Origin of the sequence: Sinorhizobium garamanticum, from assembly GCF_029892065.1 — a bacterium.
Taxonomy (GTDB): Bacteria; Pseudomonadota; Alphaproteobacteria; order Rhizobiales; family Rhizobiaceae; genus Sinorhizobium; species Sinorhizobium garamanticum.
The window spans coordinates 2,411,048-2,434,024 of sequence record NZ_CP120373.1; the positions used below are offsets into that span (position 1 = coordinate 2,411,048).

Annotated in this window: 21 protein-coding genes; 12 read left to right on the forward strand and 9 right to left on the reverse strand. The window is 61.5% G+C overall.

Annotated elements, in window-relative coordinates:
• Positions 1 to 208: 208 nt before the first annotated feature.
• Positions 209 to 439 (forward strand): hypothetical protein, encoded by a 231-nt coding sequence (locus PZN02_RS11230; protein ID WP_280658078.1) that lies wholly within the window; start codon positions 209 to 211, stop codon positions 437 to 439.
• Between the two features lie 3 nt (positions 440 to 442).
• On the opposite strand, the gene PZN02_RS11235 is transcribed toward PZN02_RS11230, so the two are convergent.
• Both PZN02_RS11235 and PZN02_RS11240 read right to left on the reverse strand, forming a co-directional pair.
• Positions 443 to 898, reverse strand: coding sequence for a hypothetical protein (locus tag PZN02_RS11235; RefSeq protein ID WP_280658079.1), 456 nt, complete (start codon positions 896 to 898; stop codon positions 443 to 445).
• Between the two features lie 98 nt (positions 899 to 996).
• The gene (locus tag PZN02_RS11240) at positions 997 to 1,947 is read right to left on the reverse strand and encodes a LysR family transcriptional regulator (protein WP_280661464.1); all 951 of its coding nucleotides are present in this window, start codon (positions 1,945 to 1,947) and stop codon (positions 997 to 999) included.
• Positions 1,948 to 2,249: 302 nt separating this feature from the next.
• Here PZN02_RS11240 and chvE point away from each other — a divergent pair, with 302 nt between their 5' ends.
• From chvE to araD, 6 genes are all read left to right on the forward strand, one after another.
• The gene (chvE, locus tag PZN02_RS11245) at positions 2,250 to 3,317 is read left to right on the forward strand and encodes a multiple monosaccharide ABC transporter substrate-binding protein (RefSeq protein ID WP_280658080.1); all 1,068 of its coding nucleotides are present in this window, start codon (positions 2,250 to 2,252) and stop codon (positions 3,315 to 3,317) included.
• Between the two features lie 98 nt (positions 3,318 to 3,415).
• Complete coding sequence (mmsA, locus tag PZN02_RS11250; RefSeq protein WP_280658081.1) at positions 3,416 to 4,951, forward strand: multiple monosaccharide ABC transporter ATP-binding protein; 1,536 nt, start codon at positions 3,416 to 3,418, stop codon at positions 4,949 to 4,951.
• The gene (gene mmsB, locus PZN02_RS11255) at positions 4,951 to 6,165 is read left to right on the forward strand and encodes a multiple monosaccharide ABC transporter permease (RefSeq protein WP_280658082.1); all 1,215 of its coding nucleotides are present in this window, start codon (positions 4,951 to 4,953) and stop codon (positions 6,163 to 6,165) included. Before mmsA ends, mmsB begins: the two co-directional genes overlap by 1 nt.
• A gap of 146 nt (positions 6,166 to 6,311) precedes the next feature.
• Positions 6,312 to 7,307: an AraD1 family protein gene (gene araD1 / locus PZN02_RS11260; RefSeq protein ID WP_280661465.1), complete on the forward strand. Its 996-nt coding sequence runs from the start codon at positions 6,312 to 6,314 to the stop codon at positions 7,305 to 7,307.
• Between the two features lie 72 nt (positions 7,308 to 7,379).
• The gene (locus tag PZN02_RS11265; protein ID WP_280658083.1) at positions 7,380 to 8,813 is read left to right on the forward strand and encodes an aldehyde dehydrogenase family protein; all 1,434 of its coding nucleotides are present in this window, start codon (positions 7,380 to 7,382) and stop codon (positions 8,811 to 8,813) included.
• A 48-nt stretch (positions 8,814 to 8,861) separates the two neighbouring features.
• A complete protein-coding gene (gene araD / locus PZN02_RS11270; RefSeq protein ID WP_280658084.1) occupies positions 8,862 to 10,607 on the forward strand; it encodes an L-arabinonate dehydratase in 1,746 nt (581 codons plus the stop codon).
• Between the two features lie 351 nt (positions 10,608 to 10,958).
• On the opposite strand, the gene PZN02_RS11275 is transcribed toward araD, so the two are convergent.
• The 3 genes from PZN02_RS11275 to PZN02_RS11285 are packed head-to-tail and all read right to left on the reverse strand — an operon-like array spanning position 10,959 to position 14,164.
• The gene (locus PZN02_RS11275; RefSeq protein WP_280658085.1) at positions 10,959 to 11,807 is read right to left on the reverse strand and encodes a transglutaminase family protein; all 849 of its coding nucleotides are present in this window, start codon (positions 11,805 to 11,807) and stop codon (positions 10,959 to 10,961) included.
• Between the two features lie 16 nt (positions 11,808 to 11,823).
• Positions 11,824 to 12,765 carry an alpha-E domain-containing protein gene (locus tag PZN02_RS11280; RefSeq protein ID WP_280658086.1) on the reverse strand — a complete coding sequence of 314 codons (942 nt, stop codon included), beginning with the start codon at positions 12,763 to 12,765 and terminating at the stop codon, positions 11,824 to 11,826.
• Positions 12,766 to 12,769: 4 nt separating this feature from the next.
• On the reverse strand, positions 12,770 to 14,164 hold the full coding sequence (locus tag PZN02_RS11285) for a circularly permuted type 2 ATP-grasp protein (protein ID WP_280661466.1): 1,395 nt from the start codon (positions 14,162 to 14,164) through the stop codon (positions 12,770 to 12,772).
• A gap of 264 nt (positions 14,165 to 14,428) precedes the next feature.
• On the opposite strand from PZN02_RS11285, the gene PZN02_RS11290 reads away from it, so the two are divergent.
• The 3 genes from PZN02_RS11290 to PZN02_RS11300 all read left to right on the forward strand — a co-directional run bounded on the left by PZN02_RS11290 (position 14,429) and on the right by PZN02_RS11300 (position 16,573).
• Positions 14,429 to 14,890, forward strand: coding sequence for a GyrI-like domain-containing protein (locus tag PZN02_RS11290; protein ID WP_280658087.1), 462 nt, complete (start codon positions 14,429 to 14,431; stop codon positions 14,888 to 14,890).
• A gap of 129 nt (positions 14,891 to 15,019) precedes the next feature.
• Positions 15,020 to 15,943: a DMT family transporter gene (locus tag PZN02_RS11295; RefSeq protein WP_280658088.1), complete on the forward strand. Its 924-nt coding sequence runs from the start codon at positions 15,020 to 15,022 to the stop codon at positions 15,941 to 15,943.
• A 72-nt stretch (positions 15,944 to 16,015) separates the two neighbouring features.
• Entirely contained in the window at positions 16,016 to 16,573 is a 558-nt protein-coding gene (locus PZN02_RS11300; RefSeq protein WP_280658089.1) for a cysteine hydrolase family protein, read from the forward strand.
• Between the two features lie 217 nt (positions 16,574 to 16,790).
• Here the strand turns inward: PZN02_RS11300 and PZN02_RS11305 are convergent, their stop codons facing one another.
• The 3 genes from PZN02_RS11305 to PZN02_RS11315 form a co-directional block, all read right to left on the reverse strand.
• A complete protein-coding gene (locus PZN02_RS11305) occupies positions 16,791 to 18,302 on the reverse strand; it encodes a DEAD/DEAH box helicase (protein WP_280658090.1) in 1,512 nt (503 codons plus the stop codon).
• A 297-nt stretch (positions 18,303 to 18,599) separates the two neighbouring features.
• Complete coding sequence (locus PZN02_RS11310) at positions 18,600 to 19,700, reverse strand: DNA alkylation repair protein (protein WP_280658091.1); 1,101 nt, start codon at positions 19,698 to 19,700, stop codon at positions 18,600 to 18,602.
• Between the two features lie 9 nt (positions 19,701 to 19,709).
• Complete coding sequence (locus PZN02_RS11315) at positions 19,710 to 20,009, reverse strand: hypothetical protein (protein ID WP_280658092.1); 300 nt, start codon at positions 20,007 to 20,009, stop codon at positions 19,710 to 19,712.
• An 83-nt stretch (positions 20,010 to 20,092) separates the two neighbouring features.
• Between PZN02_RS11315 and PZN02_RS11320 the strand changes: the two genes are divergently transcribed.
• Entirely contained in the window at positions 20,093 to 20,782 is a 690-nt protein-coding gene (locus tag PZN02_RS11320; RefSeq protein ID WP_280658093.1) for a helix-turn-helix transcriptional regulator, read from the forward strand.
• A 107-nt stretch (positions 20,783 to 20,889) separates the two neighbouring features.
• On the forward strand, positions 20,890 to 21,339 hold the full coding sequence (locus tag PZN02_RS11325) for a host attachment protein (RefSeq protein ID WP_280658094.1): 450 nt from the start codon (positions 20,890 to 20,892) through the stop codon (positions 21,337 to 21,339).
• Between the two features lie 33 nt (positions 21,340 to 21,372).
• On the opposite strand, the gene PZN02_RS11330 is transcribed toward PZN02_RS11325, so the two are convergent.
• On the reverse strand, positions 21,373 to 22,953 hold the full coding sequence (locus PZN02_RS11330; protein WP_280658095.1) for a trimethylamine methyltransferase family protein: 1,581 nt from the start codon (positions 22,951 to 22,953) through the stop codon (positions 21,373 to 21,375).
• Positions 22,954 to 22,977 lie beyond the last annotated feature (24 nt).

Sequence of the window (22,977 nt, forward strand, 5' to 3'; positions counted from 1 at the left end):
TCCCTTGCCTCCATTCCGACACCGTCTCTCCTTCGCGACAATTTCGCGAGAGGCCACCGACGGAATGAAAACGCTAGTTTGTTCTATTTCGGAATTTTTATTCCATCTATGCTGAAGGCGTCAAGCGTCTGTTTGTGGTGGCGCACTTGCAGACGCAGCCAGTTTACCCCTAGAAGGAAGGCCGATTAACAACAGGCCGAGAGACAGGATGCTCAAATTCATCGATCCGGATCACCCTTTCTACAGACCGTTGTGGGTCCGCCTGTTGATCGTCGCTTTCTGCGCCGCCTGGACGGCGGTCGAGTTCAGCACCGGGCAGATCACTTGGGGCATGATCTTTCTGGCCGTGACCGCCTATGCAGGCTGTGCGCTGCTGATCTTTTTCAAGCCGAAGCAATCGGCCGATGACAAGACCGACGCGGGCGACGCCTCGAAGTGAGGGTCATGTCGACCGGTTGTGGCGCGGCAGCCTTCGCGACGCTTCGTCTATGAGCATGTTGGCGAGCTTCATCCGGATGGTGGCGTTGGCCCTGAATTCGGCGGCTAACTTGTCCGGATGGTTGGCGGCGGCGAACCGCCGTCGTTTGGCAGCAAGCGTGACCGCGGTTTCCTGCTTCTCAAGCGCAAGCTCGGCCGCAATCTCGGCAAGACTGATGCGCTTCAGATAATCGGGCATCACCGGCGGCTGCGTGCTCTCGGCCGGTGCAAGGTCGCGATAGGCTCGTTGCACCGCATCGAATGCAGTTATGGCCGGCGACGTATCGGCGATGAAGCCTTGCGGGAAACCGGCCATCTCATGCCGGAATGCCTGCCCGCCTGCGTCCTCGTTGGACGCCTCGTCCTCCTGCTCTGCCTTCAATCGTTCGAGCACTGACTGAAACACCGACATGCCGAACATGATTTTGCCTTCTCGTATTTGTTTTGGCACTGCTTTAGCGCGACCGACGAAGCAAGATTCTTCGGCCATCCTGGCCTGTGAGGGTTATGCGGACCTGATCACGCTCTGCTTTGCTTCAGGATCAGGTCGTAGAGCAGCTTTGCGCTCGGCGGCAGGGCACGGCCTTCGGCGGTGATGAGGCCGTAGGGCTTGATGCGTATCGGGAATTGCGTCGGCAGTACGCGAATATCGCCGGCGGGCGTCCCGTTGCCGGCGACAAGGTTTGCGACGTCGAGAGCGACTGGCGCAATTGCATTGGTGTTTCGAACGATCGACAGCGTCAGGATGATCGAGGACGTGTTGATAACGGTTGCCGGCAGCCGGACGCCGGCGGAGACGAAGCTGTCCTCGACCGCACGGCGCAACAGCGTGCCCGGCGGCTGAAACACCCAGTCGTAACCCGGCAGGTCCTCGGCATTGACAAGTGGCTTGTCGAGTAGGGGATGGCCTTCGCGAACGATGAGGCAGACTTCCTCGAAACCGATCTCCACCATATTGAAGAGACGAGGGTTGAGATCGTCGGGAATACGGCCGACGACGAAGTCGTGGCGCGCCGCCAGGAGTTCGCGCGTCAGCACATTGCTGTTGTCGATCTGCACGTTGATCTCGATGCCGGGATAGGCGGTCGAAACCTGGCGGATGGCCGGTACGGCGAGATTGAGGGCGGGGCCGGTCACCGAGCCCAGCGATACCGAACCGCCGCTGCCGGTCTTCAATTCATTGATTTCGCGGGCGGCCTCTCGCAGTTCGAGAAAGATCGTGCGGGCACGTCGCGCAAGTGCTTCGCCGTAACGCGTCAATTCGACGCCGCGCGCCACGCGTTCGCAGATCGGCGCCTTCATGATTGCTTCGATCTCGGCGAGCATCCGCGATGCAGCCGGTTGCGAAATGCCGAGCGAATCGGCGGCGGTGCTGATGCGACGGTGATCCTCGATCGCCAGGATGAGTCTCAGGTGATTGATCTTCAGCCCCGACCGCAATATGCCGGTATCGAGGAGTTCGTCCGCCATGCCTGCGGCATTCGCCCTGCTGTCTACTGTCACGGCACCGGTCCTGTTTTCGGGAAGCTTCAATAATCACACTCTTTTTGCGTGGTATACCAGATTTGATATGCATGCAAATCGATATTGTATTTGACAGTTATGTCGATTGATTCCAGTTTCCCTTCCGATGCGTCAGTGCATGCGGGAGTATGTGGGGCCGGGAGGGCTTTCCTTCACCTTGAACCACCGCCGGAGACCAACTCTCCGGGCCGGTGGATCGCTGCGCATATGACGGGGCCTGCCGGCTTCAACACTCAGGGAGAGATCTGATGAAATTGATTACTTCGCTTCTCGCAGCCGCGGCGTTCACCGTCGCGTCGTTTGCTGCACCGGTCTTCGCACAGGACAAGGGCACGGTTGGCATCTCCATGCCGACCAAGACGTCGACGCGCTGGATCTCCGATGGCGAAACCATGGAGAAGCTTTTCAAGGAAGCCGGCTACACGCCGGACCTGCAGTTCGCTGACGACGACATTCCGAACCAGCTCGCCCAGATCGAGAACATGGTGACCAAGGGCGCCAAGGTCCTCGTGATCGGCGCCATCGACGGCACGACACTCTCCGACATCCTGCAGAAAGCAGCCGACGCCGGCGTCAAGGTCATCGCTTACGACCGTCTGATCCGCGACTCGGGCAATGTCGATTATTACGCGACCTTCGACAACTTCCAGGTCGGCGTGCTGCAGGCGACATCGCTCGTTGAAGGCCTGAAGCTCGACAGCGCCACCGAGCCGAAGAACATCGAACTTTTTGGCGGCTCGCCGGACGACAACAACGCCTTCTTCTTCTATGACGGCGCCATGTCGGTTCTTCAGCCGTTGATCGACAGCGGCAAGATTGTCGTGAAGTCCGGGCAGGTGGGCATGGATCAGGTCGGCACGCTGCGTTGGGATGGTGCCGTTGCTCAGGCTCGCATGGAAAACCTGCTGTCGTCCACCTACACCGATGCCAAGGTCGATGGCGTTCTCTCGCCCTATGACGGCCTCTCGATCGGCATCATTTCGGCTCTGAAGGGTGTCGGCTACGGCTCCGGCGACATGCCGATGCCGATCGTCACCGGTCAGGATGCGGAGTTGCCGTCGGTCAAGTCGATCCTTGCCGACGAACAGCATTCGACCGTCTTCAAGGACACCCGCGAACTCGCCAAGGTCACGGTCAACATGGTCAACGCGATCATGGATGGCAAAGAGCCGGAAGTGAACGACACCAAGACCTATGAAAACGGCGTCAAGGTTGTTCCGTCCTACCTCTTGAAGCCGGTTTCGGTTGACAAGTCCAACGCCAAGGAAGTCCTTGTCGGCTCCGGCTATTACACGGAAGACCAGATCAACAACTGATCCCGTCGAACATGGAGGGTCCGCGATCCATTGCGGACCCTTTTATCTGGGTGAGGGAGTCTGTAGTCTCTCGCAGATTGCCGCTGGAATGACTGAACATGGACAATATCATTCTCGAAATGCGGGGCATCACCAAGACGTTTCCCGGCGTCAAGGCGCTGGACAATGTCAGTTTCAAGGTCCGCGAAGGTGAAATTCACGCTCTTGTGGGTGAAAATGGCGCCGGCAAGTCGACCTTGATGAAGGTGCTGAGCGGCGTCTATCCCGCCGGAACCTACGAAGGTGAGATCCATTATGACGGCGAGGAGCGCCGCTTCAGCACGATCTCTGACAGTGAGCATCTCGGCATCATCATCATCCATCAGGAACTGGCGCTCGTCCCGCTGCTCTCGATCGCCGAGAACATCTTTCTTGGCAACGAGATCGCCAGCAAAGGCGTGATCCACTGGCCGCAGACCTTTGCCCGCACGCAGGAGCTGCTGAAAAAGGTGGGCCTGAGCGAGTCGCCGGCGACGCTCATCACCGACATCGGCGTCGGCAAGCAGCAACTGGTGGAGATCGCCAAGGCCCTTTCCAAGAAGGTCCGGCTGCTGATCCTCGACGAACCGACCGCCTCGCTCAACGAGACCGATTCCGACGCGCTTCTGAAGCTGCTCATGGAATTTCGCAAGCAGGGCATGACGTCGATTATCATCTCGCACAAGCTGAACGAGATTAAGAAGGTTGCGGACCAGATCACCATTCTGCGTGACGGCGGCACGGTGGAAACGCTCGACTGTCACAAGGAAGACATCAGCGAGGACCGGATCATCAAGGGCATGGTCGGTCGCGCCATGGAGGATCGCTATCCGGCGCGCGAACCGAAGATTGGCGACACGCTGCTCGAGGTCAAGAACTGGAACGTCTACCACCAGCACCACCGCGACCGGCAGTTCCTGCATGATGTCAGCTTCAACGTCCGCGCCGGCGAGGTCGTCGGCATCGCCGGGCTGATGGGCGCCGGCCGCACCGAAACGGTGATGAGCATCTTCGGCAAGTCGTGGGGGCACAAGATTACCGGCGAGGTGACCATGCGCGGCAATCCTGTGGACGTGAGCACGATTCCGCGCGCGATCAAGGCGGGCCTTGCCTATGTCACGGAAGACCGCAAGCAGCTCGGTCTCGTGCTGATCAACAACATCAAGGATAACACGACGCTTGCCAACCTGAGCGCGGTCGCGTCGAACGGCGTCATCGATGAGCGCAAAGAGAGAAAGGTCGCTGCGGACTATCGCTCCAAGCTCCGGATCCGTTCGCATTCGATCTATCAGGAGACGGTGAATCTCTCTGGCGGCAATCAGCAGAAGGTGGTTCTGTCCAAGTGGCTGTTCACCAACCCGGAGGTTCTCATACTCGATGAGCCGACACGCGGCATCGACATCGGCGCGAAGTATGAAATCTACACCATCATCAACCAACTCGCGGCCGAGGGCAAAGGCATCCTGATGATTTCGTCGGAGATGCCGGAACTACTCGGGACCTGCGATCGCATCTATGTCATGAACGAAGGGCGCATCGTGGCAGAGCTTTCCAAGGAAGAAGCAAGCCAGGAATCCATCATGCGTGCCATCATGCGTTCAGGGGAGAAACACTAATGGTCGCCGATACGAGCACCCATACCACCAAACCGTCGATCGGCGATTATCTCAGGAACAATATCCGCGAATACGGCCTTCTGGTCGCGCTCGTGATCATCATGCTGTTCTTCCAGTTCGTGACCGACGGCGTTCTCTTCAGGCCCGTGAACATCACGAACCTGGTGCTGCAGAACTCGTTCATCGTCATCATGGCGCTGGGCATGCTGCTGATCATCGTCGCCGGCCATATCGATCTATCCGTCGGCTCGATCGTGGCCTTCATCGGCGCGATCTCTGCGATCATGCTGGTCAAATGGCAGGTTCATTTCGCGATCGTGGTGCCCGCCTGTCTGATCCTCGGCGGTATCATGGGGGCCGCACAGGGCTACTGGGTCGCCTATCAGAAGATTCCCTCATTCATCGTCACCCTTGCGGGCATGCTGGTTTTCCGCGGTCTCACCTATGTGGTGCTAGGCGGACGCCCGATCGGGCCGTTCCCGAAGGAATTCCAGCTGCTTTCGACGGGCTTCATCCCGGACTTCCTGTCACTCTCCGATCCGGCGACCAGTCTCATCAAGAACTATGTGGCTTTGTTCGCGGTCATCGCGCTGGTGGCCTATGCCATCTACGCCGGCTTCCGCAATCGCCGGATCAACGAGCAGCACGGCACCGAGAACGAGCCTTTCGTCTTTTTCGCCATCCAGATGGCGGTCATCGGCGTCGTCGCCCTGTTCCTCGGTTTCCAGCTCTCGACCTATCGCGGCCTGCCGAACGTCCTTATTGTCATGGGCGTGCTGATCGCCTTGTACACGTTCGTCACCACGCGTACGACGATCGGCCGCCGGATCTATGCGATGGGCGGCAACGAGAAGGCGGCCAAGCTCTCCGGCATCAACACCGAACGACTGACCTTCTACGCCTTCGTGAACATGGGCGTGCTCGCCGCCCTTGCCGGCATGATCATCACGGCGCGGTTGAACTCGGCCACTCCGAAGGCAGGCGTCGGTTTCGAACTCGACGTCATCGCGGCCTGCTTCATCGGTGGAGCGTCGGCTTCGGGCGGCGTCGGCAAGATCACCGGTGCCGTAATCGGCGCCTTCATCATGGGCGTGATGAACAACGGCATGTCGATCATGGGCATCGGCATCGACTACCAGCAGCTGATCAAGGGTCTCGTGCTGCTCGCAGCCGTATTCTTCGACGTCTACAACAAGAACAAAGGCAAAGGTTGACCGGTTCTCCGATCAGCCAGCATTGAACCAGAAACAGAAACGGGCGGCTGCGGCCGCTGGATTGGGTGACGCAACTCACCCTCAGGGCGGCGCATTGCCTGCATCATGAATGGCAGGCAGCCCAGTTCGACAGGAAGGACAGGAACGTGCTGATTTCTCAGGTCAGGAAGGAAGATGGATCGATCGCCGTCGCCGTTCGCTCGCCGGGCGAGATGGCTCGCGTCGTCAAGGGGGCGGAAAGCGTCTACGCACTGGCAATGGAGGCGGCCAACGGCGGCAAGAGCCTCAAGGAGGTGATCGACGCCCGCGGTCTGGGCGATACGGTCGATCTCGAGAAGGCGTATGCGGAAGGCCGGCTTCTTTCACCTATCACTCATCCTGATCCCGCGCACCTGCATCTGACCGGAACCGGCTTGACCCATCTCGGCTCGGCGGCGACCCGCGACGCCATGCACAAGAAGACGGCCGAGGCCGTGGAAGAGACGCTGACCGATTCGATGAAGATGTTCCGCATGGGACTCGAAGGCGGCAAGCCGAAGCCGGGCGAAAAGGGCGTCCAGCCGGAATGGTTCTACAAGGGCAACGGCATCGCCGCGGTCGCCCCGGGCCAACCGCTGACGTCGCCCGCCTTTGCCGAAGATGGTGGCGAGGAACCGGAAATGGCCGGCATCTATGTCATCTCGGACAAGGGCGTGCCCTACCGCCTCGGCTTTGCCGTCGCCAACGAGTTTTCCGATCACAAGACGGAACGGGTCAATTATCTCTGGCTCGCGCATTCGAAGCTGCGCCAGGCGAGCTTCGGGCCGGAAATTCGCATCGGTGTGGCGCCTGACGACATTCGCGGCACCTCGCGCATCCTGCGCGGCGGCGAGGTACTGTGGGAAAAGCCGTTCCTTTCCGGCGAAGCGAACATGTCGCACAGCTTCGCCAACCTCGAATATCACCATTTCAAGTACGGTCTCTTCCGTGTGCCGGGCGACGTGCATGTGCACATGTTCGGCACGGCGACGCTTTCCTTCGGCGACGGCATCCGGACTGAGGAGGGCGACGTATTCGAGATCGAGGCCGGGGAATTCGGCCTGCCGTTGCGCAATCCGCTGGCGATTGCGGCAGAGGAAGAGATCGCAATACGCCAACTCTGATATATCTGCTACGGCAGCCGCAGGCCGCGAGGGCGGCCGGTTGCGTCAAGAAGACAAGGAGGCTCAGAGCCCATGACACTTCATCAGAACCTGATCGCCGGCGAATGGGTCGGCACGGATGGCGTTGCCAACATCAATCCGTCGAACACCAACGATGTCATCGGCGACTATGCCCGCGCCAGCGCCGACGACGCGTTAGCCGCGATCGCGGCGGCCAAGGCGGCGTTTCCGGCCTGGTCGCGCTCCGGCATCCTCGAGCGCCACGCGATCTTAAAGAAGACCGCCGACGAGATCCTGGCGCGCAAGGACGAACTCGGGCGGCTGTTGTCGCGCGAGGAGGGCAAGACGCTGGCCGAGGGCATCGGCGAGACGGTGCGGGCCGGCCAGATCTTCGACTTCTTCGCCGGCGAAGCTCTGCGGCTGGCCGGCGAGGTCATCCCGTCGGTGCGGCCCAATATCGGTGTCGAGATCACCCGCGAGCCAGTCGGCGTCGTCGGCATCATCACCCCGTGGAACTTTCCGATCGCCATTCCCGCCTGGAAGATTGCCCCGGCGCTTTGCTACGGCAACACCGTCGTCTTCAAGCCGGCCGAACTGGTGCCCGGCTGCTCGTGGGCGATCGTCGATATTCTCCACCGCGCCGGTCTGCCCAAGGGGGTGTTGAACCTCGTCATGGGCAAGGGCTCGGTCGTCGGCCAGGCGATGCTCGACAGCCCCGACCTGCAGGCGATCACCTTCACCGGCTCGGTCGGCACCGGCAAACGTGTCGCCGCCGCCTCGGTCGAGCACAACCGCAAATTCCAGCTGGAGATGGGCGGCAAGAACCCGTTCGTCGTGCTCGATGACGCCGACCTTGCGGTCGCCGTCGAGGCGGCGGTCAATTCCGCCTTCTTCTCGACCGGCCAGCGCTGCACCGCCTCGTCGCGGCTGATCGTCACCGAAGGCATCCACGATAAGTTCGTCGCGGCGATGGCCGAGCGGATGCACGGTCTTGTCGTCGACGACGCCTTGAAGGCCGGCACCCATATCGGTCCGGTCGTCGATCAGGGCCAGTTGAACCAGGACACCGACTATATCGCCATCGGCCAGCAGGAAGGCGCCAGGCTCGCCTTCGGCGGCGAACTGATTGCCCGCGACACGCCCGGCTTCTATCTGCAGCCGGCGCTGTTCACCGAGGCGACCAATCAGATGCGCATATCCCGCGAGGAAATCTTTGGCCCGGTGGCGGCGGTGATCCGGGTGAAGGACTACGACGAGGCGCTTGCCGTTGCCAACGACACGCCGTTCGGGCTGTCCTCCGGCATCGCCACCACCAGCCTCAAGCATGCGACGCATTTCAAGCGCAATGCCGAGGCCGGCATGGTGATGGTCAACCTGCCGACCGCCGGCGTCGATTTCCACGTGCCGTTCGGCGGCCGCAAGGGCTCGTCCTACGGCTCGCGCGAGCAGGGCAAATACGCCGCCGAATTCTACACAACTGTCAAGACAGCCTACACGCTGGCCTAACGCCAGCGTGGTATTGCCCGCCCGCGATGCGGGGTTAAAGAGGAAACGATGAAGAAGAAAGCTGAGTGGCCGCGCAAACTCCGTTCGCAGGAATGGTTCGGCGGTACGGGCAAGAATGCCATCATGCATCGCTCCTGGATGAAGAACCAGGGGCTACCCGCCGATACCTTCGACGGTCGGCCGATCATCGGCATCTGCAACACCTGGTCCGAGCTCACGCCCTGCAATGCGCATCTGCGTGACCTTGCGGAGCGCGTAAAGCGCGGCGTCTACGAGGCGGGCGGATTCCCGGTGGAATTCCCGGTCTTCTCGACGGGCGAAAGCACACTCAGGCCTACGGCGATGATGTTCCGCAACCTCGCGGCCATGGATGTCGAAGAAGCGATCCGCGGCAACCCGGTCGATGGCGTCGTGCTGCTCGGCGGCTGTGACAAGACCACGCCTAGCCTTCTGATGGGGGCGGCGAGCGTCGATATTCCGGCGATCGTCGTCTCCGGCGGACCGATGCTCAACGGCAAGTGGCGCGGCAAGGATGTCGGTTCGGGCACCGCTGTCTGGCAGTTTTCCGAAATGGTCAAGTCCGGCGAAATGACGCTGGAAGAGTTCATGGACGCCGAGCAGGGCATGGCCCGTTCTGCCGGAAGCTGTATGACCATGGGCACGGCTTCGACCATGGCGTCGATGGCCGAAGCGCTCGGCATGACGCTCTCCGGCAACGCCGCCATCCCCGCCGTTGATGCGCGCCGCCGGGTAATTTCTCAGCTCACCGGCCGCCGCATCGTCGAAATGGTCAAGGAAGACCTGAGGCCTTCCGACATCCTGACCAAGCAGGCCTTCGAAAACGCCATCCGCGTCAACGGCGCGGTCGGCGGCTCCACCAACGCGGTGTTGCACCTGCTCGCGCTTGCCGGCCGTGTCGGCGTCGATCTTTCGCTCGATGACTGGGATCGGCTCGGCCGCGACGTGCCGACGATCGTCAACCTGCAGCCGTCGGGCAAGTACCTGATGGAGGAGTTCTATTACGCCGGCGGCCTGCCGGTTGTCATCAAGGCCGTCGCCGAGATGGGGCTCCTTCATAACGACGCCATCACGGTCAGCGGCGACACGATCTGGAACGACGTCAAGGGCGTCGTCAATTACAACGAAGACGTGATCCTGCCGCGCGAAAAGGCGCTAACGAAGGCGGGCGGCATCGCGGTGCTGCGCGGCAACCTTGCCCCGCGGGGCGCCGTGCTGAAGCCGTCCGCCGCTTCGCCCCACCTGATGCAGCACAAAGGCCGCGCCGTCGTCTTCGAGAGCATCGAGGACTATCACGCGCGCATCAACCGTGACGATCTCGACATCGACGAGAACTGCATCATGGTGCTGAAATATTGCGGCCCCAAGGGTTATCCGGGCATGGCCGAAGTCGGCAACATGGGCCTGCCGCCCAAGGTGCTGAAGAAGGGCATCACCGACATGATCCGCATTTCCGATGCGCGCATGTCGGGCACGGCCTACGGCACCGTCATCCTCCACACCGCCCCGGAGGCGGCCGAGGGCGGGCCGCTGGCGCTCGTCCAAAACGGCGACCTGATCGAAGTCGATATCCCGAACCGCACGCTGCACCTCGACGTTTCGGATGAGGAGCTTGCCCGCCGCCGCCTGGCTTGGGTATCGCCCGTTCAGCCGCTCACGGGCGGTTACGGCGGGCTCTACATCAAGACGGTCATGCAGGCCGACACCGGTGCCGACCTCGACTTCCTCGTCGGCGCACGCGGGGATCGCATCCCGATGGACCGCGACAGCCATTGATGAGTTGGCGGAGGGCCGTTGCCTTTCGCCTTCAAATCCTCACCGGATTGTCCCTCACCCTAACCCTCTCCCCGCCAGCGGGGAGAGGGTACTTAGGTGGTCGCCGCGAGTCTCCCTTCGCCCCGCTTGCGGGGAGAAGGTGGCCGGTGAGGCGGATGCATACGCTCATAAACCCTGAAAAGACCTCTCAATTTTCCGCTCGACAATTCGCTGCTGCACCGAAGAAGAACGAAGGCAAAGGTTAAAAGCACCGCGGTGAATGCGGAAAACGAGAGAGCAATCACAAGCGGGGCTGTCTTTTTGTTGAGGTGGCGGTGCATGGCAATAGGCTCGGAGTACTAACGCGAAGCACTATTGGCTCTGCGTTTGGCTCTGCTCGCCTTGCGCCTGGCTTTGCGTCTGCCCCTGCTTTTCGACCGTTACCGCCACCTTCAGCCTCTCACTGGCGGCGCCGTGCACGAGCCCGGAAATCGGCGCGGCATCCCGGTAGCAGAGGCCTGAGGCGATCCGGACATAGCGGTCGTCGGGGCAGATCTTGTTGGCGGCGTCGAAGCCGACCCAGCCGAGGCCGGCGAGATGGATCTCCGCCCAGGCATGGCTCGCCGTCTGCTCGGGATGGCCCTCGGTCATGAGATAGCCGGAGAGATAGCGGGCGGGAAGGCCGAGCGTGCGGGCGGCGGAAATCAGGATATGAGCATGATCCTGACAGACACCCTTGCCGCGCTCCAACGCCTCTTCGGCGGTGGTCTCGGTCTGCGTGTCGCCGGGCTTGTATTCGACCGTTTCGTGAATGATGGCCATCAGCGAATGGACGCGCTCGAGATCGGTCTCGCCTTCGGCCGACTTCGCGAGGTCGCGGATCAGCTTCCCCGCTTTGCTGAGCGGCGTCTCGCGCGCATAAAGCCATAGTGGCACGAAGGAGTGGTGCGGGCCGAAAACGCCGGCGCGATCCTCCGTCTCCACTTCGCCGCTCGCCACGATCCGAATGGCCTCGCGGTCTCCTTCAATACTGACGAGATGCGTGCGATTGCCGAAGTGGTCGTCGTAGGCCACCTCGACAGCCGCACCCTCGACGCGGGTCTCCCAGTTCAGGACCGTTTGACCCACCTGGGTCGTCGGCGTCAGTCGCAGCCGCCGAAGTGAATATTGCACCGGCTCATCATAGTGATATTCGGTCGTGTGGCTGATTTTCAGGTGCATGTTCTTCTCCTGAAGCTCAGTGATAAAACCGATAACCGTCGGAAATTTCCTGGCCCAGACGGTTGTTGTCGCTGATGAATTCCTCGAGATATTCGTGCAGGCCTTGGTCCATGATGTCGGTCATCGAGCGGCTGCGCAGCGACGCGAGCGTCTGCTCGGCGGTCTCATGGGCCGCGTGCGTCTCGCCGTACTCGCGCGCGAGATAGCCGAGATTGCTGACGATCTTTTCGTAGCAATAGGCGAGCGAGCGCGGCATGCGTCCGTTGGAGATCAGGAAGTCGGCGATGTTCGCCGGCCTGAGTTCGGCGTCGTAGACCCAGCCATAGGCGCGGTGGGCTGAGACGGAGCGCAGGATCGATTCCCACTGCACGTTGTCCATCGATGACCCGACGGCGGCGACGGCTGGCAGCAGCACGTAATACTTCACGTCGAGAATGCGCGCCGTATTGTCCGCCCGCTCGATGAAGGTTCCGATGCGCGAGAAGTTGAAGATCTCGTTCCTCAGCATCGTGCCGTGGAAGGCGCCGCGGATGAGACCGGCGCGGCGCTTGATTGTGTCGATGATCTCGGGCATATCGGCGGGCCGCGCCTTTTTCGCCAGCATCGCCTTCATCTCGATCCAGCATTCGTTGGTCGCTTCCCAGGTCTCGCGCGTCAGCGCCGTGCGGACCATGCGCGCATTGTGGCGGCCCGCCTCTATGCAGGACATGACGCTCGAAGGGTTGGCGCGATCACGCAGCAGGAAGTCGATGGCATCGCTGCTCGTCAGCGTGTCGTGCACCTCGTCATAGAGCTCGCGCACACCGGCGCTCTGCAGCACACCGTCCCAGTCGCCCTCGGTCGCTTCGCTGCGGGTCAGCGACATGCGCAGGCCCGCATCGATCAGGCGGGCGCCGTTTTCCGCGCGCTCGATATGGCGGAACATCCAGTAGAGGCCATTCGCAGTTCTTCCCAGCATCGCGTCAGTCCTCCAATACCCAGGTGTCCTTGGTGCCGCCGCCCTGGCTGGAATTGACCACCAGGGAGCCGGCCTTCAGCGCGACGCGGGTCAAGCCGCCGGGAATGATCTGCACCTTGTCAGAGACGAGGACGTAGGGACGCAGGTCGACATGGCGAGGAGCGATGCCCTTGTTGACGAGGATCGGAACGGTGGAGAGCGACAGTGTCGGCTGGGCGATGTAGTTGCCGGGGCGCGCCTTCAGCTTTTCGGCAAAAATGGCTCGCTCCTTCCGGGTCGCCGTCGGGCCGACGAGCATGCCGTAGCCGCCCGAACCGTGAACTTCCTTGATCACCAGTTCCTCGATGTGTTCGAGCACATATTTAAGGCTCTGCGGTTCCGAGCAGCGCCAGGTCGGTACGTTCTCGAGCAAGGGCTTGCGGCCGGTATAGAACTCGACGATCTCCGGCATGTAGGAATAGATCGCCTTGTCGTCGGAAATGCCGGTGCCGGGCGCGTTGGCGATGGTGATGTTGCCGGACCGGTAGACGTCCATGATGCCGGGGATACCGAGCGCGGAGTCGGCGCGGAAGGTGAGGGGATCGAGGAAATCGTCGTCGACGCGGCGGTAGAGCACGTCGATCGCCTCGTAGCCGCGCGTCGTGCGCATCTTCACCTTGCCGTCGATGACGCGAAGGTCCGAGCCTTCTACCAGTTCGACGCCCATCATGTCCGCAAGGAAGGCGTGTTCATAGAAGGCGGAGTTGTAGATGCCTGGTGTCAACACAGCCACCCGCGGCTTGCCGCTGCAGCCGGGCGGCGCCAGCGAGGCGAGGCTCTGGCGAAGCAGGTAGGGATAGTTCTCGACCGGCCGCACGCGGTTCTGATGAAATAGCTCCGGAAACATCTGCATCATGGTTTCCCGGTTTTCCAGCATGTAGCTGACACCGGACGGTGTGCGGGCATTGTCCTCCAGGACATAGAACTGGTCTTCGCCGGTGCGCACGATATCGGTGCCGACGATATGCGTGTAGACGCCGCCCGGCGGCCTGAAGCCGATCATCTGCGGCAGGAAGGCATCGTTTTTCTCGATCAGTTCGCGCGGGATGCGGCCGGCGCGGACGATTTCCTGCTTGTGGTAGATGTCGTCGAGGAAGGCGTTGAGGGCGATGACCCGCTGTTCGATGCCTTGCGCCAGCTTGCGCCACTCTCGGCCGGAAATGATGCGGGGGATAAGGTCGAAGGGGATGAGTTTTTCGGAGGAGTCTGCGTGTCCGTAGACCGCGAAGGTGATGCCCGTCTTGCGGAAGATGTTCTCAGCTTCCTTTGATTTCGCTATGAGCCGATTTCTGTCCTGGCTGGCATACCATTCATTGTAGGTCGAATATGGCTGGCGCGGACTGCTGTCCGCATTCATCATTTCGTCAAATGCCAAAGGCGTGGTCCCCTTATTTTTGACCATTTGAGTACAATGGTTGATGCAATGCAAGAAGCGTGCACATTCGCGGATCAAGAATTTTCGAGCTGCCTTAAATGTCTTTCGGGACGTGGCTGCCGCGGTCGCGGGCGGCCGAAATCCGCCACAGCCGGCGGCAGGCTCCAGGGCGACTTCTCGATGTGTGTTAGGAAATCGGCAGATGCTTAGAATTTGAGCATTCGGCGGGAGGCGATGGGAGGAAGCGAGATGGTGATAGCGTTCGAAATCGTGGAGCGCCCGGCCCAAAGGATCACAGGTCACCTCTGGGAGGGCACTTTTGTCGAAGCGGCCGACGGTGCCGTCCGCCGCCTGATCGCCGAGACGCAGGAGCATCGCCGGCGTGTTTATCCCGATGATCATTCGGCGCTGATCGGTCTTTCCTGGAACGATCGGCTGGACGGCTTCCGTTATCTCGTCGGCTATGCGGGTGAAGACGACGGGACCTTCACCCAGCCGCACCAGGTGGAATTGCCGGCCATGCGTCTGGCAACGACGATCCATCGTCCCGAGAGCTCGGATGTCTTCATGGATTACAGCAAGATGTTCGACTGGATCGCCGCCGAGGGGTACGTCGTCGATACGACCCATTTCCACTATCGGGAGGAATACGAGGCCGGGTTCGTTTCGCCCTCGACTTCGTCGCTCAGGCTTATGGTTCCGATTCGCTGATGGTGAGCATCAGAAAAATTGCTTTGACCGATGGCGGCGTGCGCTTTATCGGCGGGCGTGCTCGTATCAGCTTGCGACCTCTGGCACTCGACTAATTCGCCGTGGTCACGCCCAGCCATGGAAAAATCGATGACGCTTGCCCGTCTGGCTCCGGCCATCTTCGTCCTGCTCTGGTCCACCGGCTGGGTGGTCGCCAAATATGCGGCCTTTTTCGCCGATCCGCTGACCTTTCTTGTGCTGCGTTATGCCTTCGCGATCCTGCTCTTTATCGGCTTCTGCGTGGTGACGGGCGCTCGCTGGCCGCGCTCCTGGACGACGATCGGTCATGCCATCGTGTCGGGGATGTTCCTCCATGGGCTCTACCTGGGGGCCGTGTGGTGGGCGATCGGGCAGGGTGTGCCGGCAGCGATTTCCGGCATCATCGCCGGACTGCAGCCATTGATGACCGCGGCCGTCGCGCCGTTCATGATCAACGAAAACCTCACCCGGCTGCAGCAGGCCGGGCTCGTGCTCGGCTTTTTCGGCATTGCGCTCGCGGTGCTGCCGAAGATGGTGGCAATCGATACCGCCGCGACGCAGATTGAGTTCCTGCCGGTCGTCGTCAACGTCCTTGGCATGGCGGCCGTTACCTACGGCACGCTCTACCAGAAACGGCATCTTCAGAACGGAGACATCCGTGCCATCGCGACGCTGCAATATGCCGGCGCCCTGATCGTCACGGTTCCTCTCGCGTTCGCGCTTGAGGACCTGCATGTCACCTGGAATCTGCAGCTTGTCGCCGCGCTGGCCTGGTCGGTGCTTGGCTTGTCCATGGGAGCGATCGCGCTCCTGCTCTATCTCATCCGCCGCGGACAGGTCTCGCGGGCAGCGTCGCTGATCTATCTGGTGCCGCCGCTTGCGGCCGTCCAGGCGGCACTCTTCTTCGGCGAGGCACTGACCCTGCCAATGATCGTCGGCACGATCATCGCCGTGACCGGGGTCTATCTTACCAACCGAAAGGCCGCCGGCCCGGCGCCATCTGCCGATCGTGCCGGAAGCGCTGCGGCCAGTTAGATCGTTGCAGGCAGAAGCATTGCCGCCATAGATAGCTGAAACCGCGGGGCATTCTTGGAGCTTCCAAATCAAATGACCAAAGCACTGCTGATAATCGACGTTCAAAACGCCATTCTTTCGGGAAAAGGCACGCCAGAGCGACAGCCGCACATCGATGCGGCGCTGGACGAGACCGTCATACGGCTGCGCGCGCTTCAAGAAAAGGCGCGAATTGCTGGCGTTCCGGTGGTGCTCGTCCAGCATGACGGCCCTCCGGAACATCGTCTGGCCGTCGGTACACCCGGATGGGCCATTCGCGACGAAATCGCGCCGGCGGAAAACGACGTGGTCGTTCACAAGAAGAGTTGCGACTCGTTCTTCGACACCGACCTTGCGGAGCGCCTCAAGGAGCGGTCCGTGACGCACCTGATCATTGGCGGATGCATGTCGCAGTTCTGTGTCGATACCACGGTAAGGCGGGCCGTTACGCTCGGATATGACGTGACGCTGGTTGCCGATGGCCACATGACGGCGGACTCGGGAAGCCTACCGTTTCCCGCGATAGTGGCGCATCACAATGAAACACTCGATGGGTTCGATGCCGGCAGAGCCAAAGTGAGTGTCCGCCCCGCCGCCGAAATAGCCGTCTGATAGAGGCCCCAGTTTAGTGCGCGACCGCGGAAGTCCGCGATCGCGCTTGGTATGTATGCCGCGCAGACGTCAGCCCTACTGCATGTTTCCTTAAATCGTACTCGATTTAAGGACAAAAACATGCAGCGATTCAAAGTGCTACAGCGTCCTTTGTGCGTCTGAAAGACGCGCGGCGCTGTAGAGCGCCGTGCGTTCAAATGAACGCACGAAGAATGCTCTAGCGAACACCATTGTTGCTGCGACGGGTTCCCCGGCCGCTTTCCTGGCGGTTGCCGGACTGCCCGTCACGGTGGTTTCGGCCTTCGTGTTTCGATGCCGGACGGCCGTGGTGCTTGCGACCTTCGTGGTTGCGGTTGCCTTCCGACCGGCCGTCATGATGGCCGTGAGCCGGCTGGCGCTGATCGCGGCGGTCGTGCTTTTGCGGATGCCGTTCGTCGCGCAGCAGATCGTCGCCGGCAAAGCTCGACGGAGCTGCCGCCGGTTCGCGCGCCGGACGCTCGCGATGCGGGCGCCCTTCCTGCCGGTGACCGCCACCGTTGCCGTGACGCTGGCCATTGCCGCGACCGCCGCGTCCCTTCGACGGACGCGCCTGGTCGGCAGGGGTCTCGCCGCTAGCGACGGCAATGTTGATGCCCATCAACTTCTCGATGTCGCGCAGAAGGCGGATTTCGTCCGGTGCACAGAAGGCGATGGCGATGCCGTCGCGGCCGTTGCGGGCCGTGCGGCCGATGCGGTGGACGTAGGCGTCCGGAACTTCCGGCAGGTCGTAGTTGTAGACATGGGTCACGCCTGGAATGTCGATACCGCGGGCGGCGACATCGGTCGCGACGAGCACCCGGATTTCACCGTCGCGGAAGGCCTTCAAGGCGCGCTCGCGCTGACCCTGGCTCTTGTTGCCATGGATTGAGGCGGCCTTGAAGCCGACATGGTCCAGATGCTTCATCAGCTTCTCGGCGCCATGCTTGGTGCGGCTGAAGATCAGCGACAGGCCATCGGGATTGGCGGTCAGCGTCTGCTTCAGGATTACCGTCTTCAGATCCTTGCCGGGAACGAAATGGACATATTGCTCCACCTTGTCGGCGGCCTTGCCCGGAGGCGTGACAGCGACCTTGACCGGATCGGTCAGGTACTCGCCGGCAAGCTCGGCGATCAGCTTCGGCATGGTCGCGGAGAAGAGCAGCGTCTGGCGGTTCTTCGGCACCAGCTTCGAGATCTTGCGCAGGTCGTGGATGAAGCCGAGGTCAAGCATCTGGTCGGCCTCGTCGAGGACGAGATAGCGAGCCTGCGTCAATGTCACCGCCTTGCGGGCAACGAGATCGAGGAGACGGCCAGGGGTCGCGACCAGAATGTCGACGCCGCGGGCGAGCTGTTCGGTCTGCTTGTTTATCGAGACGCCACCGACGACGACGCCGATCTTAAGCGGGCTCTTCTTCACGAAAAGCTTCAGGTTGGCTGCGATCTGGTTCACCAGTTCGCGGGTGGGGGCAAGCACGAGAGCGCGGATGTTGCGCGGATCCGGGCGCTTGCCGTCGGCGACGAGCTTCTCGATCATCGGCAGGCCGAATGCAGCGGTCTTGCCGGTGCCTGTCTGTGCGAGGCCGATGAGATCATGGCCTTTCAAGACCAGCGGAATGGCCTGCGCCTGGATCGGCGTCGGCTTTTCGAAACCATTGGCGGAGAGTGTCACCAGAATATGCTCGGAAAGACCGAGCTCTTTAAAAGTGGACAATGCGTATACCTTTAGGGCGCGCCAAACGCTCTCGCCGGAACCGCAGCATGCAATTCCGGTGTCGTCTGGCGTCAAGAACCCCGCGTGAATTGGGAACTTGTAGGTTAAAGAAAAATCGTCAGGCGCCTATGCTGCCGCTGATCGCGGCGAATGTTCGCGCTTTTCCTTCTTCACGGCTGAGAGTGGTTGCCGAGGGCGCGCTCACGCGGCGGCCGGAAGGTGACGCTGCGACCATGTCGTTGTTTTGGCCGGAAAAGTCAAGGTCTATCTTTTCGCAGGTGCGAAAAGCCGTACGTTTCAGTCGATCACGAGTTCGAAAGCGGCGTCAGCCACCGGTTGGCCGTTGATCAGAACGACCAGCCGGTGCGCGCCGGCATAGTAACGCCGCGTCGTGATCGGGCGGATCGGGTGGCGTTTCTCGATTTCGAGGACCGCGCCTGGTCCGAGCGTCATTGTCGTCCACTTGAACACTTTCGGCGATGTCGTGCCGTTCGCCTTCTGGTGATGCACGGCGTAGTCGATCATGACTTTTTGCCCGGCCGCGCCGGAATTCCGTATTTCGACACCGAAGCGAAGTTGCTCGCCAAGGCGGACAAGCGGTGTGCCCAGCGTCAAACTGGCATCGATGTCTGACAATGCACCGAAACCGAAATTGGCGAGCGCCTCCACATGTCCCTGTTTCAGCAGCGTACGGCAAGCGCGGCGGAGCAACCTCAGGCGTTCCGGCGATGCGCCGTCAACATGCGCGGCCACGAACCGCGCGACGAGGTCCGGATGATCTTTGGCGATGTCATTGAGGCTGTTGGCGACGGAGCGGCGCACATAGTCTTCCGGGTCGTCGATCAACGCGGCAATTATCGGAAGGATCGGGCCCGGATCGCGGATGAGTTCCGGCAGCCGCATGGCCCAAGGCAGGCGCGGGCGCGTGCCTTCGCTCGCCAGCCGCCGGACATGATGGTTGCTGTCGCCGGTCCAGCCGGAGATCGTGGCCAGCGCCCGTTGCTGATCCCGATGGATGAAAGCGCGGATGCCGAATTCCGCGGTGAAATGCGGTGTCAGGCGGTGCAGAAGCGCGAGCGAGAGTTCGAAATCGTCAAGGCCGCGGGCCGCGATGAACTGGTTCACCGGAAGAAGCGCCCAGCCGCTGAGCCCCGGTGCGTCGTCGCTCGGCAGCGCCCGCCGTAGGATCTCGGCGGCGGCAGGGAACTCTTCGGGCAACGTTTGAAAGAGGGCATCGCGGATCCGCAGCGATCGCTGCATTAGTTCGAGCGAATCCAGGTCGCGCGTCGCGAGCGCAATGAAGCGCTCGCGGTCGAATGCGGCCGCATTCCGGCCCAGCTGCGTGGCGATTTCAAGTACGACGCCTGCATGCAACAGGTTCTTGAGCGGTTCTGCCATAGGCCTGACCTATATCTGCTGCTCGGTGACGAAGTGCTGCATCAGCTTTACCGAGCCGATCGCTGCCATGTAAGGGGCGAAATCCGGGTCAGTGAGAACGCGTTTGCCGGCTGCCTGTGCCGCTTCAAGCGATTCCCATGCGACGAGATCGGCGATCATGTCGGCCGTCTCGCATGCCGTAAGGGCACGCCAGGAAACGAAACCTGGATAACGGGAGACGGCCTGCATGGCGCGCTCGCGGGCCGCAAGTGCCGCGTCCTTGTCCGTGATGGTACAGACGGCGAGTTCGAGAATGTTCGGGGATGTCATGCTTGTCTCCTTGCTGAATACCGCTTGACTTAATCACACCCCAACTGCCAGCCTTATGGCCATAATGTTGCAGGAGGAGAACCGTGCGGCCCGCCGACCGATTGTTCCGAATCATCCAGCTCATGCGCGCCTCAGGTCGCGTGATGACGGCGAGCGAGATCGCCGAGAGGATGGAAGTCGCGCCGCGAACGATCTACCGCGACATGCAGCATCTGATCGCGTCTGGTGCACCGATCGATGGCGAACGCGGCGTCGGCTACCTTATGCGCGACGCTTTCGATGCGCCGCCGCTTGCCTTCACCTTTGAGCAATTGGAGGCGCTTGCCTTTGGCGTCCGGGCCGTACAGATGCTCGGCGATCGGCGCCTGGCTCAAGCGGCCCGCGAGGCCATGGAGAAGATCGGCCATAGTTTGCCGGCCGAGCATGCAAGAAAGCTGAGAAGTGCGCCGCTGCGCGCCTTTCGATCTCAACTCCAGCCTGACCCGCCGGTGTTGCTTGGCGAAATCCGTGAAGCGATTTCCGGACGGCGCAAGCTGCGCATCACGTATGAAAGTCTTGCAGAAGAAACGTCCGAGCGTACAATCTGCCCACTCGGCCTTAGCGTTTTCGGGCACTATTGGCTGGTGACGGCCTGGTGCGAGTTGCGCCAGGACTTCCGTGATTTCCGCGTCGACAGGATCGTTTCCCTCAAGACCGAGCGGGAGCGGTACGAGCCGGCTCCGGAGCGCAGTTTCGACGCCTATATTGCCCGAATGGAGCTGGGGCGCGCGTGAAATCGGACGTTAGACCTTCGGCGTAAGGAACTTGGCGCGACTTCAGTCGTTCCGTCCTTTAGGCATTCGCCGATCTATCTGCCATCGACGACACAGGGGAGAAAATAGTGCGGAACCGGGTTTGGATACTGACAGCCGACGGCAACACGGCGCGGATCGTCAAGGACGTCAACTTGCTGAAAGATGGACGTCAGCAACCGGAAGTGGAGACGTACCAGATCGAAGCCAAGCGAGCTCAGGATATCATGGCCGACAAACCCGGCCGCAGTCACACGTCGGTCGGCTACGGCCGCTCGGCCATGGAATACAGCAGCGATCCGGTTCGCGAGGAACAGCACCGCTTCGCCATGGAGATTGCCGGGAAACTCGACCACTATGCGCTTGAGCACGCCTTCGAGAACCTTGTGATCTGTGCAGCGCCCAGGACGCTGGGCGACCTCAGGAAGCTGCTTTCGCACCAGGTCAAGGAAAGGACCGTTGCGGAGATCGATCGCAACTGCGTCGCCGTGCCCACGGACCAACTGATCGCAACGGTCCGCTCCGTGGTGTTTCCGTAGCGCGCGAGATACTGCTCTACTCTCGGCGTGCCGTCAGAAATCCGTCGGTACGCCGCCTTCCTCCTTGCGCCTGGCGACGAAAGCGTCGAGTTCTTCTTCTATCGCCGGATCGAGCGGGGGGCGCTCATATTCGTTGAGCTTCTGCTTGAAGACGCGGTTGGCATGATCGTAGGTGGTCGGCCGACCCGCTTCTGTCCACGTCTCGAAATTCCGCCAATCGGAAAGGATCGGCGAGTAGAAAGCCGTCTCGTAGCGCTGGAGCGTGTGCATCGTACCAAAATAGTGTCCGCCGGGACCGACATCCCGCACCGCATCGAGACCGAGTGCATCTTCGCTGACATCGAGTGGCTGGAGAAATTCAGCCACCATCTGCAGCATATCGACATCAAGGATGAACTTCTCGAACGAGGCTGTCAGGCCGCCCTCGGTCCAGCCGGCCGCGTGCATGACGAAATTGCCGCCGCCCTGGGTCAGCGCCCAGAGCGAAAGTGCCGACTCATAGGCGGCCTGCGCGTCGAGCGTATTCGCCGCGTTGGTGTTGGATGTGCGGTAGGGGATGTTGTACTTGCGCGCGAGCTGGCCGCCGGCGATGACGGCCTTCATGTATTCCGGCGTCCCGAAGGCGGGCGCGCCGGTCTTCATGTCGACATTCGAGGTGAAGCCGCCATACATGACCGGCGCGCCCTTGCGCACCATCTGGGTAAAGGCAATGCCGCAAAGCGCTTCGGCGTTCTGCTGCACCAGGGCCCCGGCGATGGTGACAGGCGCCATGGCGCCGGCGAGCGTGAAGGGGGTGACGACGACCACCTGATTGCGCGACGACATTTCGATGATGCCCTGAAGCATCGGGCCGTCGAGGCGGAGCGGCGAAGAGGTATTGATGATTGTGAAGAGCGACGGCTCCCGCTGCATCTGCTCCATCGAGATGCCGCGGCCGATACGGGCGATTTCGATGCCGTCGGTGTTGCGCTGGCGACCGAGCGAATAGGCATGAAACACCTTGTCGGTCAGCTTCACCATGTCCGAGAGGCAATCCAGGTGACGGATCGAGGCGTGGAGGTCGACCGGTTCGACCGGGTAGCCGCCCGTGGTGTGCACAATGTCGTAGGACTGCGCCAGCTTGACCAGTTTGCGGAAATCCTCCTGGTTGCCGGTGCGCCTCCCGCCTTCGCGATCGGCAACGAAGGGCGCGCTGGCGATCTGCGCGAAGACGAGGTTGTTGCCTCCGATCTCGACGTTTCGCGCCGGATTGCGCGCATGCATGGTGAAACCGGAGGGAGCCGAGGCGATCATCTCCATGATCAGACCGCGATCGAAGCGGACGCGGTCTGTGCCGGGCGTCACGTCCGCGCCGGCCGCCTTCATGCGATCGCGCGCCTCCGGCAGGATGATGTCCATGCCGATTTCTTCGAGGATCGTCAGGGAAGCGTCGTGTATGGCTTCGAGTGCATCTTCCGAGAGGACCGTCGACTTCGCCAACGTGTTGACGAGTTTGAGGTATTTCGTGGCCGCTGGCTTTCGTGACCGTTCCGCGCCTCGGCCGCCAGATCGGCGGCGTCGCTCCAGCGGTGAAGTTTCGCCTGCCGCAGCGTCCCGGAATTGATTGTCGGTCATGAAAGATCCACCCCCGCGTCTCCG